This is a genomic window from Phenylobacterium sp. (assembly GCF_013822795.1).
GTDB lineage: Bacteria > Pseudomonadota > Alphaproteobacteria > Caulobacterales > Caulobacteraceae > Phenylobacterium.
Window position 1 is genome coordinate 203,368 of record NZ_PNLB01000004.1, and the last position, 13,225, is coordinate 216,592.

17 protein-coding genes are annotated in these 13,225 nt (G+C 68.7%); 9 read left to right on the top strand and 8 right to left on the bottom strand.

The features are described 5' to 3' along the window. Nucleotide 1: 1 nt before the first annotated feature. The 3 genes from C0481_RS05420 to C0481_RS05430 form a co-directional block, all read right to left on the bottom strand. Complete coding sequence (locus C0481_RS05420) at nt 2-379, bottom strand: MerC domain-containing protein (protein WP_293401440.1); 378 nt, start codon at nt 377-379, stop codon at nt 2-4. Nucleotides 380-469: 90 nt separating this feature from the next. After that, complete coding sequence (locus C0481_RS05425) at nt 470-961, bottom strand: recombinase family protein (RefSeq protein ID WP_293401442.1); 492 nt, start codon at nt 959-961, stop codon at nt 470-472. 154 nt (nt 962-1,115) lie between these two features. Further along, nucleotides 1,116-1,649 (bottom strand): GNAT family N-acetyltransferase, encoded by a 534-nt coding sequence (locus C0481_RS05430; protein WP_293401444.1) that lies wholly within the window; start codon nt 1,647-1,649, stop codon nt 1,116-1,118. 37 nt (nt 1,650-1,686) lie between these two features. On the opposite strand from C0481_RS05430, the gene C0481_RS05435 reads away from it, so the two are divergent. The 5 genes from C0481_RS05435 (at nt 1,687) to dxs (ending at nt 6,397) form a co-directional block, all read left to right on the top strand. Next, nucleotides 1,687-2,610 carry a histone deacetylase family protein gene (locus C0481_RS05435; protein ID WP_293401446.1) on the top strand — a complete coding sequence of 308 codons (924 nt, stop codon included), beginning with the start codon at nt 1,687-1,689 and terminating at the stop codon, nt 2,608-2,610. Between the two features lie 41 nt (nt 2,611-2,651). Beyond that, complete coding sequence (locus C0481_RS05440) at nt 2,652-3,269, top strand: histidine phosphatase family protein (protein WP_293401448.1); 618 nt, start codon at nt 2,652-2,654, stop codon at nt 3,267-3,269. Between the two features lie 67 nt (nt 3,270-3,336). Next, a complete protein-coding gene (locus tag C0481_RS05445) occupies nt 3,337-3,579 on the top strand; it encodes an exodeoxyribonuclease VII small subunit (protein ID WP_267230554.1) in 243 nt (80 codons plus the stop codon). Next, the gene (locus C0481_RS05450) at nt 3,542-4,459 is read left to right on the top strand and encodes a polyprenyl synthetase family protein (RefSeq protein ID WP_293401453.1); all 918 of its coding nucleotides are present in this window, start codon (nt 3,542-3,544) and stop codon (nt 4,457-4,459) included. Before C0481_RS05445 ends, C0481_RS05450 begins: the two co-directional genes overlap by 38 nt. Nucleotides 4,460-4,477: 18 nt before the next feature. Beyond that, nucleotides 4,478-6,397, top strand: a complete 1,920-nt coding sequence (dxs, locus tag C0481_RS05455; protein WP_293401455.1) for a 1-deoxy-D-xylulose-5-phosphate synthase — start codon at nt 4,478-4,480, stop codon at nt 6,395-6,397. A gap of 4 nt (nt 6,398-6,401) precedes the next feature. On the opposite strand, the gene C0481_RS05460 is transcribed toward dxs, so the two are convergent. From C0481_RS05460 to flgF, 5 genes are read right to left on the bottom strand one after another with little or no spacing between them, the layout of a single operon-like run. Then, a complete protein-coding gene (locus C0481_RS05460; protein ID WP_293401457.1) occupies nt 6,402-6,911 on the bottom strand; it encodes a hypothetical protein in 510 nt (169 codons plus the stop codon). 38 nt (nt 6,912-6,949) lie between these two features. Continuing rightward, nucleotides 6,950-7,681, bottom strand: a complete 732-nt coding sequence (gene flgH, locus C0481_RS05465; RefSeq protein ID WP_293401459.1) for a flagellar basal body L-ring protein FlgH — start codon at nt 7,679-7,681, stop codon at nt 6,950-6,952. An 11-nt stretch (nt 7,682-7,692) separates the two neighbouring features. Further along, on the bottom strand, nt 7,693-8,439 hold the full coding sequence (gene flgA / locus C0481_RS05470) for a flagellar basal body P-ring formation chaperone FlgA (RefSeq protein ID WP_293401461.1): 747 nt from the start codon (nt 8,437-8,439) through the stop codon (nt 7,693-7,695). A gap of 2 nt (nt 8,440-8,441) precedes the next feature. Continuing rightward, nucleotides 8,442-9,230, bottom strand: coding sequence for a flagellar basal-body rod protein FlgG (gene flgG, locus C0481_RS05475; RefSeq protein WP_293401463.1), 789 nt, complete (start codon nt 9,228-9,230; stop codon nt 8,442-8,444). Between the two features lie 13 nt (nt 9,231-9,243). Next, entirely contained in the window at nt 9,244-9,981 is a 738-nt protein-coding gene (gene flgF, locus C0481_RS05480; RefSeq protein ID WP_293401465.1) for a flagellar basal-body rod protein FlgF, read from the bottom strand. Between the two features lie 217 nt (nt 9,982-10,198). Here flgF and C0481_RS05485 point away from each other — a divergent pair, with 217 nt between their 5' ends. The 4 genes from C0481_RS05485 (at nt 10,199) to C0481_RS05500 (ending at nt 13,223) form a co-directional block, all read left to right on the top strand. Continuing rightward, complete coding sequence (locus tag C0481_RS05485; protein ID WP_293401467.1) at nt 10,199-10,783, top strand: flagellar basal body-associated FliL family protein; 585 nt, start codon at nt 10,199-10,201, stop codon at nt 10,781-10,783. Between the two features lie 72 nt (nt 10,784-10,855). After that, the gene (gene fliM, locus C0481_RS05490) at nt 10,856-11,902 is read left to right on the top strand and encodes a flagellar motor switch protein FliM (RefSeq protein ID WP_363223197.1); all 1,047 of its coding nucleotides are present in this window, start codon (nt 10,856-10,858) and stop codon (nt 11,900-11,902) included. Continuing rightward, complete coding sequence (locus C0481_RS05495; protein WP_293401469.1) at nt 11,899-12,423, top strand: DUF6468 domain-containing protein; 525 nt, start codon at nt 11,899-11,901, stop codon at nt 12,421-12,423. Before fliM ends, C0481_RS05495 begins: the two co-directional genes overlap by 4 nt. Beyond that, nucleotides 12,420-13,223: a MotE family protein gene (locus C0481_RS05500; protein ID WP_293401471.1), complete on the top strand. Its 804-nt coding sequence runs from the start codon at nt 12,420-12,422 to the stop codon at nt 13,221-13,223. The genes C0481_RS05495 and C0481_RS05500 overlap by 4 nt, the downstream gene beginning before the upstream one ends. Nucleotides 13,224-13,225 lie beyond the last annotated feature (2 nt).

Genomic DNA, 13,225 nt, shown 5'->3' on the forward strand with positions numbered 1-13,225 from the left:
GTCAGGCGGCCTGATCCGCGCACTTGTGCCGCCGCCGCCAGTTGGCGATGTGGGCGCCGGCCAGCAGCAGGCTGCCGACCACGGTGATCGGGGTTTCCGCCTCGTGGCTCGGCCAATGGGCCACGCCGAGCGCCATCAGCGACAGCCCGGCCAGCGAGAGCAGGATCACCGCCGGCGATTGGCCCTTGCGCCACAGAGCCAGGATCGACATCGGCGCGGCGAGGCCGATGGCGAGCGCATGGACCCACTCGGCCTCCGCCCAGGTCGCCACGACTGGGGAGAAGGCGGCGACAAGGGGGAGGGCCAGGCAGTGAGCCAGGCAGAGGCCCGACAGGCTGATGGCCGAGGCGTCCAGGAGGGAACTGGGGGCAGATTTCAAGCGTCCCTCCACAACGACCGCAACCGTCGCGGCAGAGGCAATGTAATATTATAACGTTTCAGTTTCAAGCCCGCTTGCGGCGGGGCGGCGTCAGATCGCCGCTTCCTTGAGCTTGCGCCAGACGGTCATGCGCGACACGCCGAGCCGGCGGGCGATCTCCACCGGGCCGACGCCAGCCGCCTGCAGGGCGCGGATGTCGGCGGCGGGGGCGCCGCGGCGGCGGCGGTTCCACGGCGGTTCGACCGAGGCGACGGCTTCCAGCGCCGCACGCAGCGCGCGGCCGCCTTCGCCCAGGCTGCTGACGTCGGACTCGGCCACGAACAGGCTGGCCCCGCGGATCTCCAGGCGCTCAAGCACGTCCAGCACTTCGCGGGTGCAGGTGGCGAGGTGGTTGAGGCGGGTGACGACCAGCTGGTCGCCCTCGGAAATGAAGTCGAGAATCGACATGAGCACGGACGCGCCGTCCGCGCCCGGGCCGGTCGGTTCCTCGGCGCGCACGACATGGCAACCGATCGATTTCAGCGTTGCAGTGTCGTCAGCGGACCGCGCGTCGCGCAGCCTGACATATCCGATTTTGAGCATCCCACCCGTCGCGTGCAGCTACGTCGATGATTGCGGTGAAGTTCGCAAATGCGAGCGGCAGCGTCAAAGTCCCCGACGTTAAATCGCAGCAATATTTCTCTAAGCGGACGATAAATTTCAGCCTATCTGGCAAGCTCCGCCCAAAAATTCGCCCCTAGGTGGAGAGCCTTTGCGCGGCACGCCGTAGAATGAACTCATGGTCGGTCGTGCCGCCCACCTGGAACCCATAGGCGCCGACCTGCTCGAAGCCATGGCGCCCGTAGAATCTCTGGGCGCCGAGGTTCTCCGACCAAACCCCGATCCAGAGGTCGCGCGGGCCGTCGCGCTCAAGCCAGGCCATGACCTGCGCGAACAGTCGCCCGCCCGTGCCGCCGCCCTGCCAGTCCTTGAGCAGGTAGAAGCGCTTCAGCTCGCCGCTGGTCGCGGTGACGTCCGGATGCGGCAAGTCGCACGGGCCGGCCAGGGCGTATCCGACCGCCTGGCCGTCGGCCTCGACCAGCCACTGGGCCTTGGCCGGATCGGCGAGATCGGCGCGCGTGCGCTCGAGGCCATAGGCCTGGGCCAGGAAGTCGGCCAGGTCCTGCGGCGGGTAGAGATGGGCGAAGGTCTCGGTGAACGTCCGCGCGCCGAGTTCGGACAAAACCTGGGCGTCGGAAGGATCTGCGCGGCGTATCGTCGGTTGTAGCATTCGGGTTCCACGTAAGCCGGGTTAGGCTGCGATTCGCATGGACGTCGCCCTCTACACCCATCTGGAGATGCTGGACCACCGGCCGGGCGAATGGCACCCGGAACGGCCCGAGCGCCTGAGTTCGGTGCTCGGCGCGTTGAGTGAGAGCGACCTGAAGCTGGATCGGCGCGAGGCGCCGCTGATCGCCCGGGCTGACTTGGAGCTTGCCCATCGCGGCGCCTACGTCCAGGCGGTGATCGACAGCGCCCCGACCCAGGGGATGCTGCAACTCGACGACGACACCTACATGTCCGCCGGCAGCCTGAACGCGGCGCTGCGGGCGGCGGGCGGCGTCGTCGAGGCCGCGCGCGACGTGGCCGCGGGCCGCATTGAACGCGCCTTCTGTGCGGTGCGGCCGCCGGGGCACCATGCCGAACCGGCGCTGCCGATGGGATTCTGCATCTTTTCGAACGTGGCCCTGGCGGCGCGGGCCGCGCAGCTGGAGGGGCTGCAGCGTGTGGCGGTCGTCGACTTCGACGTCCATCACGGGAACGGCACGCAGGCGGCGCTGGGCGGCCGGGAGGACCTGTTCTTCGCCTCCGTGCAGCAATGGCCGATGTGGCCGGGCAGCGGTCATCCGTCTGAGGTGGCGCCGAGCAACATCCGCAACGCCGTGGTTCCGGCGAACGCCCCGCGTGAACTGTGGCGTCGGGAGTTCGAAGGGCTGCTGACCCATGTTGACGCCTTCGCGCCCGACCTGATCCTGATTTCGGCGGGGTTCGACGCTCACGCCCGCGACCCGATCGGCGATTCCAGCCAGAACCTCGAGGCCGAGGATTTCGCATGGGCGACCCGTGCGATCATGAGCCTCGCTCGGACCCATAGTCGCGGGCGGGTTGTTTCCTCGCTCGAGGGCGGGTACGACCTGGAGGCTCTAGGCCGTTCTGCGCTTGCGCATGTACAGGCACTTTCGCAGGGGTGAGGGCGTAGGCTGGGTTGCACGAATCCTGGCCATTGGATGACATGGCCGACGCTTTGACCGCCGACCCTCCGAGAACGAACGCCATGCGCCCCGGGGCGATCGTGCTTGCGCGCCATGGTGAGCCCGACATTCACCGCAAGGTGATGCTGAACGTGCACGGCTACCGCGACTACTGGAGCCGCTACGAACAGCTGGGCATTCGGCCGGGCCAGACGCCGCCGCCGGCGCTGATCGAACAGACGGCCCGGGCCGGCGTGATCATCTCATCTGTCCGCAACCGTTCCATCGAGAGCGCCCTGGCGCTGGCCGCGGGCCGTGAGTTCGACCGCACGCCCCTGTTCGTCGAGGCGCCCCTGCCGCCGCCGCACTTTCCGGGCTTCGTGCGGATGTCACCCAAGATCTGGGGCTTCATCGCGCGGTTCTGGTGGTGGTTCTTCAATCACCACGACGGCCAGGAGACTCGCCGGCAGGCCGAGCAGCGTGCTGACGAGGCCGCCGACCTGATCATCGACCTGGCGGTTGGCGGTCAGGACGTGGTGGTCCTGGCGCACGGCTTCTTCAACTTCATGGTCGGGCGCGCGCTGCGTCGGCGCGGCTGGCGCCTGACGGCCAATCAGGGCTGGAAGTACTGGTCCACCCGGCGCTACGAGCGATCCTGAAAGACGCTCGAAAAGTTGCGGGCCGGAGCGCCGGTCACTAACCTGCTAGCTTCTCAAGGAAATCGGAATGGCCGACGCCGCTGACATTGACGCGCTCTCCTTCGAGCAGGCCCTGGCCGAGCTGGAACGCATCGTCGGCCAGCTGGAGTCGGGCCAGGCGCCGCTGGAACAGTCCATCGAGCTGTACGAACGCGGCGCGCTGCTGAAAGCGCATTGCGAGAAGCGTCTGGAGGCCGCTCGCCTGCGGGTCGAGAAAATCGTCGTCGGGGCCAATGGCCAGGCCGGCGTCGAGCCGGCCGAGTTCAACTGACATGGCGCTCGGCAAGCGCCTCTCCGAGGCCGCCGACCTTGTGACGGTGGCGCTCGACGAACTTCTGCCGCGGGCCGAGGGGCCCGAGCAGAGGCTGACCGAGGCCATGCGCTACGCCGCGCTCGGCCCAGGCAAGCGCTTACGGCCGTTCTTCGCCATCGAGACCGGCCGGATGTTCGACCTAGACGAACGCGCGGTGCTGCGCGCCGCGTGCGCGCTGGAGTGCATTCAGGCCTACAGCCTGATCCACGACGATCTGCCGAGCATGGACGACGACGACATGCGCCGCGGCCGGCCGACCGTGCACCGGGCCTATGACGAGGCGACGGCGATCCTGGCCGGCGATGCGCTGCAGACCTTCGCGTTCGAGATTCTCGCCGACCCCGACACTCACCATGACGGCGCCGTGCGCGCCGACATGGTGCTCAAGCTGGCCCTGGCCTCGGGCGCGCGCGGCATGTGCGGCGGCCAGATGATCGACATGCTGGGCGTGCGCGACGACCTCGGCGCGGTGGCCCGCATGCAGCGGCTGAAGACCGGCGCGCTGATCGCCGTCTCGTTCGAGCTGCCCTTGGTCATGGCCCATGCGGGCGACGCCGAACGTCACGCCCTGATGGCCTTCGCCCAGGACATCGGCCTGGCCTACCAGATCGTCGACGACCTGCTGGATATCGAGGGCGACAGCGCCGTGCTGGGCAAGAAGGCCGGCAAGGACGCCGAAAAGGGCAAGGCGAACTATGTCACCCTGCTCGGGGCGGATGCGGCGCGCGAGCGCCTGGCGTTACTGGCCGAACAGACGAAATCGCACCTTGATCCGTTCGGTCCGCGGGCCGATTTCCTGCGGGCCAGTGTCGATTTCGTGCTAGATCGCCGGAACTAGATCGAGAACAACAACAATATGCCGCCAGTCACGCCCCTGCTCGACAAGGTTTCGTATCCCCGCGACATGCGCGGCTTCAGCGCGCCTGAACTGCGCCAGCTGGCCGATGAACTGCGGGCCGAGATGATTGACGTGGTGTCGCAGACCGGCGGGCACTTCGGCGCGGGTCTCGGCGTGGTCGAACTCACGGTGGCGCTGCACCACGTCTACGAGACGCCAGACGACATCCTGATCTGGGACGTCGGCCACCAGACCTATCCGCACAAGATCCTGACCGGGCGGCGAGACCGCATCCGGACCCTGCGCCAGGGCGGCGGGCTGTCGGGCTTCACCAAGCGCAGCGAGAGCGAATACGACCCGTTCGGCGCGGCCCACGCGGCGACCTCGATTTCGGCGGCCCTGGGCTTCGCCGCCGCGCGCGACGCGGCCGGCAAGTCGAACAGCGTGGTGGCCGTGATCGGCGACGGCTCGATGAGCGCCGGCATGGCCTACGAGGCGATGAACAGCGCCTGCCACACCACCACCGGCCAGCTGACCGTCATTCTCAACGACAACGACATGTCCATCGCCCCGCCGGTCGGCGGGATGAGCGCCTATCTGGCCCGGGTCGTCTCCGGCGGCGGTTACCAGTCGCTGCGCAATCTCGGCAAGTCGGTGGCCAAGGTGCTGCCCAAGCCGCTGCAGGAAGCCGCCCGTAAGGCTGAGGAATACGCCCGCGGCATGGTCACCGGCGGCACGCTGTTCGAGGAACTGGGCTTCTACTATGTCGGCCCGATCGACGGTCATGACCTCGACGCCCTGGTGCCGGTGCTGAAGAACGTCCGCGAGATCAAGGACAAGCCGGTCCTCGTCCACGTCGTCACCCAGAAGGGCAAGGGCTACGCCCCGGCCGAGAGCGCCGCCGACAAGCTGCACGCGGTGGCGAAGTTCGACGTCATCACCGGCCAGCAGGCCAAGAGCCAGCCGGCTGCCCCGACCTACACCAAGGTTTTCGCCCAGGAACTGATCAAGCGGGCCGAGCTCGATCCGAAGATCGTCGCCATCACCGCGGCGATGGACTCCGGCACTGGGCTCGACCTGTTCGCCAAGCGCTTCCCTGAGCGGATGTTCGACGTCGGCATCGCCGAGCAGCACGCGGTCACCTTCGCCGCCGGCCTGGCGGCCGACGGCATGAAGCCGTTCTGCGCGATCTATTCGACGTTCCTGCAGCGTGGCTACGACCAGGTCGTCCACGACGTGGCGATCCAGGGCCTGCCGGTCCGCTTCGCCATGGACCGCGCCGGATTGGTCGGCGCCGACGGCGCGACCCATGCCGGTTCCTTCGACATCGGCTTCATGGGCGCGCTGCCCGGCATGGTGCTGATGGCCGCCGCCGACGAGGCTGAGCTGGCCGCCATGATCGCCACCGCGGCGGAGATCGACGACCGCCCCTCGGCCTTCCGCTATCCGCGCGGCGAGGGCGTCGGGGTCGCCATCCCCGACCTCGCGGCGCCGCTGGAGATCGGCAAGGGCCGCATCGTCCGTGAAGGTTCGGCCGTGGCCATCCTCTCGTTCGGCACCCGCCTGGCCGAGAGCCTCAAGGCCGCCGACCTGCTGGCCGCCCGCGGCCTGTCGGCCACGGTCGCCGACGCCCGCTTCGCCAAGCCGCTCGACATCGACCTAATCCTCAACCTGGCCCGCAACCACGAGGCCCTGATCACGGTCGAAGAAGGCGCGATGGGCGGCTTCGGCGCCTTTGTGCTGCAGGAACTGGCCCGCCACGGCGCGCTGGACCGCGGCCTGAAGGTCCGCACCCTGACCCTGCCGGACATCTTCCAGGACCAGGACAAGCCGGAAGCGATGTACGCCCAGGCGGGCCTCGACGCCGACGGCATCGTCGCCGGCGCGCTTTCGGCGCTGGGCGTGGACAACGTCTCGGCGGCGGGCCGCCGGGCCTAACACCCTATTTGCAGGCGCCGAGGAACTTGCGCACCGCGCCCTTGGGCGCGGGCGGCGGTTTCACGCTTTCTCCGGCCGCAGTCAGGCTGATGACGCCGGTCTTGCGGAAGGCCGCGGCCAGCGGCGCGCGGGTCGAGAACTCGGTCAGCACCAGGGTGCCGTCGGTGATGTCGTTGGGATGGCCGAGGCCGCGCAGGTTCAGCGATGCGCCTTCAGACGCCAGGGCCACGCTCATCGGCCAGGGCGCGCGCACGCCGGACTTGTCGACCCAGGTTTCGCCGACCCGCTCGACGCCCAGGCGTTTGCCGATGTCGGCGCTGACCTTCACCTGGCCCGAGCCGCGCACGCAGGTGAAGGCGATCGGCTGATCGTCGGTGTCGGGCAGGCCAAAGCGCAGGGCCGCCTCGGCGTCTTTCGGGGTCTCGACGCTCCAGACGTGCAGCGGTTCCTGGGCCTGGGCCTGGGCCGCGCCGGCGGCGGCGAAGAGGGCGAGCGCGAGAGCGGCGGACTTCATCGGTTCAACCTAGCATCGGCCTGACCGCGCCTCCACCGTCAGAACGGTTGGAAGCGCTCGACCAGCGATTGGCCGGCGGGCACCTTCTGCACCCGGCTGATATCGCCGCGGCCGCCATAGCTGATCCGCGCCTCGGCGATCTGGGTGTGGCGGATGGTGTTGGCCGAGGAGATATCCTCGGGACGCACGATGCCGGCGACGGTCAACTGGCGCAGCTCGGCGTTGGTGCGGACCTCCTGGGTGCCTTGGATCACCATGTTGCCGTTGGGCAGGACGTTGGTGACCACCGCGGCGATGGTCAGCGAGATCTTCTCCGAGCGCGTCACCGCGCCCGCCCCGGCGTTGTTCGAGGCCGAGTTGGTGTTGATCATGTTGGACGGGTCGTAGCCGCCCGGGAAAAATTTGCCGAGGCTCGATTCCAGCCCGAAGAAGTTGTCGACGCCGGCCTGCATGCCGGCCGTGCGGCTGCTGGTCGAGGCGTTGCGGGTCTGGGCGCTGTCGTCGATGTCGATCTGTACGGTCAGGATGTCGCCGACGCGGTTGGCGCGCTGGTCGATGAAGAAGGCGCGTGCGCCGGTCCGCCACAGCGAATTGGCCGAGGCCGCCTGAGGCCCGGGATCGCGGGCCGAGACGAAGGTCGGCTGCTCGCGGGCGACCAGCGCGGACGGATAGCCGACCGGGGCGAGTTCGGGGCCTCTCACCGCCTCGGTGACGGTCGTACAGGCGGTCAGCGGGACCAGGGCGAGGGCGGCGAGAACGGAAAGGCGCATGGCAGGTGTCCCTAACGGAGCGCGTACTGGGTGCGGGGGAGGGCCTTCAGCTGGTCGGCGGCTGGGCCGACCACGGCCTGGCCCGGGCCGCTGGCGACGGCCTGGATGACTTTCTTCGAGGTGACGTTCTGGACGGCCAGGGTGTCGCCCAGGCTCGCGGCGGACATCGCCTTGCCTTGCAGCACCAGGGAAATCCCGCCGTCCTCGTAGGTGACGGTGATCAGGTCGCCGGACTTGATGACCTGCGGGGCCGAGACGTCGCGGGCCGACACTGCCGCGCCGGCGCGCAGCGGGCGCTTGGCGGCCAGGCCGATGATCGCCTCGGCGTCGTTTGGCGCGTCGGCCGGCGCGGCCGCGGCCTTGCCCCAGACTAGATCCTGCGGCTGCACGATCTCGCCCGCCGACAGGCTGCGGGCGTAGGTCAGCACCTCGACGTTGCCGCGCGCGGCGACCGTGGTCGAGGCCAGGCCGGGGCCGCTGGCGGCGGCGCGGACCACGATGCGGCGGAAGCCCTCGGCGTTTGCCCACTCCAGCCCCGCGCGGCGGGCGATGCCCTGCACGGCCGCGGCGTCCAGCACCGCCGAGGCTCCGGGCTTGGCGGCGACCGGGGTCTTGCCGGCCGCGCCGGCGCCGTCGAACAGGTCCGACAGGGTGATGATCCCGTCGCTGTCGACAGGGTCGGCCCTCAGCATCACCGGCTGCCCGGCGAGGGCCGGGGTGGCGAGCAGTACGGCGGCGGCGATCAGGAGACGCTTCATGATCAGGACCGGATGTTGCTGGCGGTGCGCAGCATTTCGTCGGCCGAGGTGATGACCTTCGAGTTCATCTCATACGCCCGTTGGGCGACGATGAGGGCGGTGATTTCGGTGACCGCGTCGACGTTCGAGGCTTCGGTGTAGCCCTGGTTGATCGTGCCGGTGCCGTCGACGCCGGGGACCGCGACGGTCGGCGCGCCCGAGGCGGCGCTTTCCTTCAAGAGGTTGTCGCCGATGGCGTCGAGCCCGGCCTCGTTGACGAACGTCGCCAGCTCCAGGTTGCCGATGATGTCCTGGGCGGTCTGGCCGGCGCGGATCGCCTGGACCTGACCGCTCTTGGAGATCGAGATGTCGGTGGCGTCCTGGGGAATGGTGATCGCCGGTTCGATCAGATAGCCGTCCTCGGTGACCAGCTGACCCTGGTCGTTGGGCGAAAAGTTGCCGGCGCGGGTGTAGGCGATCTCGCCGCTCGGCATCATCACCTGGAAGTAGCCGCGGCCGGAGATGGCCATGTCGAACTTGCCGCCGGTGGCGGTCATGTTGCCTTGCTGGGTGATGCGGTAGACCGAGCCGGTCTTCACCCCGCCCCCGACCTGCACGCCGGTCGGGACCACCGTACCCTGGTCGGACGACTGTGCGCCGGCCCGCTCGATGGTCTGGTAGAGGAGATCCTGGAACTCCGCCCGCTGCTTCTTGAAGCCGACGGTGTTCATGTTGGCGATGTTGTTCGAGATGACCTCGACGTTGAGCTGCTGGGCGGCCATGCCGGTCGCGGCGGTGCGGAGCGCTTGCATCGGCGGAAATTCCTCAGTTCACCTTGCCCATCCGCTCGATCGAGCGGCGGGAGAGTTCGGCGTTGGCGTCCATCATTTTGGCGACGGACTCGTAGGTGCGGGTGATCTCGATCATCCGAGTGATCTCGGCGACCGGCTTGACGTTCGAGCCCTCCAGCATTCCCTGCTGGATCACCGCTTCCGTGGCCGGTTGCGGCTGGGCGTTGGAGGTGTTGCGGTAGCGGTTCTCGCCGACCTTCTCGAGCACCGAGAGCTCGTCGAAGCGGGCCATGCCGACCTTGCCCAGGCGCTCGGCGCCCTGGCTGACGGTGCCGTCCTTGGCGATCAGGACCGGTCCCAGCTTGGGGTCGATGGCGATCTCGCCGCCGCCTTCATCCAGCAGCGCCGCGCCGTCCTCGGTGACCAGGCGGCCGGATTCGTCCATGTGGAAGCGGCCGTCGCGGGTGAACTGTTCGCCGTCGGCGGTGCGCACGCGGAAGAAGCCGTCGCCCTGGATGCCCAGGTCGAACGGCGCGCCGGTCGCCCGCAGCACGCCCTGGCCGAAGTCGCGTCCGACGCTGCGGTCGATCACGAACTTCACCGGCCGCGGCGCGCCGAAGGTGTGGGCCGGCGCCATCGGCTCGGTCTCGACCATCAGGTTTTCGACCTTGAAGCCGGTCGTATCCATGTTGGCGATGTTGTTGGCCACGATGTCGAGTTCACGGCGCAGCGTCATCTGGCGCGAGAGTCCGACGTAGAGGGCGTTGTCCATGGCGATGCCTTAACCTGCGGCGTTTTCGTCGCCGGTTTGGCTGCAAGGATCGGGCCAGTTCAAAAGCTCAATAAAAACAGCAGGCAATAAGGTTAACGACGGCCGCCCGGCGGAAATTGCCCGGCACGAAAATCGCGCTCGTTAACACACGTTAAAAACTTGTCCTTAACCATGCCTGGGTCATGAGACGGAGTAAGATTCTAAGGAGCGCGCGCGCGTGGCCAAGGACAAGGTGAAGGAAGCCCCGTCAGGCGACGCCGAAGGCGAAGACGGCGAGGGCGCGCCGGCCAAGAAGAAGTTCACCCCGAAGATGATGATCATCGCCGGGGTCGCGGCCGTGCTCGTGCTCGGCGGCGGCGGGGCCGGCGCGTTCTTCCTGCTGAAGCCGAAGCCCGAGGCGGCGGCCGGCAAGGCGGCCGAGAAGAAGAAGGAAAAGAAGGGCGAGAAGAAGGGCGAGGGCGAGAAGCCCGTCGGCCAGGTCCGCGAAGGACCCGACGGCATCCTGTTCTACACCATGCCCAGCGTCGTGGTGAACATGCAGACCGCCGACGGCCGCTCGACCTTCCTGAAGCTCAAGCTGACCCTGGAAGTGCCGGATCAGGCGACGGTCGACCTGCTGGAGCCGAACATGCCCAGGCTGCAGGACATGTTCCAGACCTTCCTGCGTGAACTGCGCCCCGAGGATCTGCAGGGCAGCCAGGGTTCGTACCAGCTGCGCATGGAGATCCAGCGCCGGGTCAACCTGGTCATCGCCCCGTCGAAGGTGAACGCCGTCCTGATCGAGGAGATGCTGATCAACTAGGGCTCGTCCCTGGTTGGCGCGTGACCCATGGCTGACGAAGAACCCCAGATCATCGGCGGGATGCAGGGCGCGATGAACCCCGACGACCCTGCCACCTGGCAGAACCCCGACGAGAAGGTCGAGGGGCTGCTGGGCGCTGAGCGCATTCTCAATCAGGACGAGATCGACAGCCTGCTGGGCTTCGATCTGTCCGACGAGGAAGCGGCCGAACGCTCGGGCATCCGGGCGATCATCAACTCGGCGCTGGTCTCGTACGAACGCCTGCCGATGCTGGAGATCGTCTTCGACCGCCTGGTGCGGTTGATGACCACCTCCTTGCGGAATTTCACCTCGGACAACGTCGAGGTCAGCCTCGACAACATCTCGTCGATCCGCTTCGGCGACTACCTGAACTCGATCCCGCTGCCGGCCATCCTCTCGGTGTTCAAGGCCGAGGAGTTGGAGAACTACGGCCTGCTGACGGTCGACTCCAACCTGATCTATTCGATCGTCGACGTGCTGCTGGGCGGTCGCCGCGGCACGGCCGCCATGCGCATCGAGGGCCGCCCTTACACCACCATCGAGCGGGTGCTGGTCCAGCGGATGGTCGAGGTGGTGCTGGCCGACGCCCGCGCAGCGTTCGAGCCGCTGACCCCGGTGACCTTCACCCTTGACCGGCTGGAGACCAATCCGCGCTTCGCCGCCATCGCGCGTCCCGCCAATGCGGCGATCCTGGTCAAGCTGCGCATCGACATGGAAGACCGCGGCGGGCGCATCGAGCTGCTGCTGCCCTACGCCACGCTCGAGCCGATCCGGAAGATGCTGCTGCAGCAGTTCATGGGCGAGAAGTTCGGGCGCGACAACATCTGGGAAAGCCACCTGGCCACCGAGCTCTGGACCACCCAGCTCGACGTCCGGGCCGTGCTCGACGAGCAGCAGCTGCCACTGCGCGAAGTGCTGGAGCTGAAGGTCGGCGACACGCTGATGCTGAACGCCACCCCCGACAGCCAGGTCGAGCTGCGGGCGGGCGCGATCCCGCTGACCCGCGGGCGCATGGGCCGGCGCAATCACCACATCGCCGTACGCGTCGACGGCCCGCTGTCGCCGCACGCCAAGAAAGCCATTTCGAGGTTCAAATGAGCGCCATCGCTATCGGCCTGAACCTGATGCTGGCCGGCCTGCTGGCCGCCGCCCTGATGATGGGCTACCGCCTGAACGCACGCCTGAAGGCGCTGCGTGAAAGCCACGAGGGCTTCGCCAGGGCGGTCGCCGAGCTGGACGCCGCCGCGGCCCGCGCCGAGCAGGGCCTGGCCGATCTGCGCGCCGCCACCGACGAAGCTCACGACGCCCTGGCCGATCGCATCGAAAAGGCCCGCGCCCTGACCGCCAAGCTCGATCGCCAGCTGCAGGGCGCGCCCGTGTCGTCCGCGCGCCGCGACGGCGCCGAGCCGGTGGCCGAGGCCGACGTCGAGCGCGTGACCCAGCGCCTGGGGTCTTTGCTCTCGGCGGCGCGTGACAGCCGTCCGGAGCGTGCGCCCGCCGCCCCATCCCGTCGTCAGACCGCGCCGGCGCCGTCGCGCGCGGCCATTGACGACGACCTCTTTGACCAGCCCGCCGAACGTCGCCCGACGCCCGGCACGCGCCTGGGAGTCCGCCGATGAAGAACGTCCCCCGCATCCTGCCGCTGGTCGGCGTCGCCATGGTCGGCGTGCTGGGCCTCAATGCGTTGGCCGGCGCCCAGAGCTTGCCGGACCTAGTGTCGGGCGCGCGCGCCTTCGCCGAGGAAGCGGTCAAGGGCGCGGCGCCGGCCAAGGACGTCGCCAAGTCCGCGACGGGTGAAGCCAAGGACGCGGCCGCCACGGTTCCGAACCTGCCGCCGGCGGCCAAGCCGGCCGCGGTCTGCGCGCCGACCGCCGCTGAACTTGCCAAGGAGGCCGGGCTGTCGCCGGCTGAGCTGCAGGTGCTGCAGAGCCTGGGCGCCCGCCGCGGGCAGCTCGACAAGCGCGAACAGGACCTGGACGTCCAGCTGGCCCTGATGGCCGCCGCCGAGGCCAAGCTCGACGCCAAGATCCAGGCGCTGAACGGCATGAAGGGCGACATCGCCAAGCTGATGGTCGACGCCGACGAAAAGGAGCAGGCCGAGATCGATCGCCTGGTGAAGGTGTTCGAGCTGATGAAGCCTAAGGACGCCGCGCCGCGGATGGTGCTGCTCGACGACGCGGTGCGCCTGCCGGTGGCCTCGCGCATGAAGGAGCGGGCGCTCTCGCCGATCATTGCCAACATGCCGCCGGTCGAGGCGAAGAAGCTGACAGAGGCCCTGGCCGCGCGTTTCGCCGAGGTGAAGAAGGTCGCCGCCGCGGCCCAGGCCGCCGCTGGCCCGCTGCCGGCCGCGCCGCGCGCCGCCGGCCAGGCCGCTGCGCCCGCGCCCAAGGCCGCCGCGCCGCCCGCCAAGGCCGGCTAACC